Source organism: Gallicola sp. Sow4_E12 (genome assembly GCF_052116305.1).
Lineage (GTDB): Bacteria > Bacillota > Clostridia > Tissierellales > Peptoniphilaceae > JBQKLI01.
In genome coordinates this window covers 1-301 of the sequence record NZ_JBQKLI010000070.1, presented here as the reverse complement: position 1 = coordinate 301, position 301 = coordinate 1, and the positions used below count along the sequence as shown (strand labels likewise).

Genomic DNA, 301 nt, shown 5'->3' with positions numbered 1-301 from the left:
GTACTTCACGGAGATAACGGTTCGACTTTGAAAGGAAAAACTCTTAGTGTTCTGTTAACAGAGTTAGGTGTTTTAGAAAGCCATTCAAGACCTCGAGTGAGCAATGATAATCCCCATATAGAATCCTACTTCGGAACTGTAAAAACGCACTACAATTACCCTAAATACGGCTTTAAGAGTGTGAACTCTGCACAAGAATGGGTCAATGAATTTGTAGAAACCTACAACAATGAACCTCACAAATCACTAGATCATGTAACGCCAAATCAAAGACATCAACTAGAAGATCGAGAGATAAAAA

Annotated in this window: 1 protein-coding gene; it reads left to right on the top strand. The window is 37.9% G+C overall.

Annotated elements, in window-relative coordinates:
• Positions 1-27: 27 nt before the first annotated feature.
• Positions 28-301, top strand: a 274-nt coding sequence (locus ACTQ46_RS11230) for an integrase core domain-containing protein (protein WP_441749901.1), incomplete at its 3' end; no start/stop codon positions are given.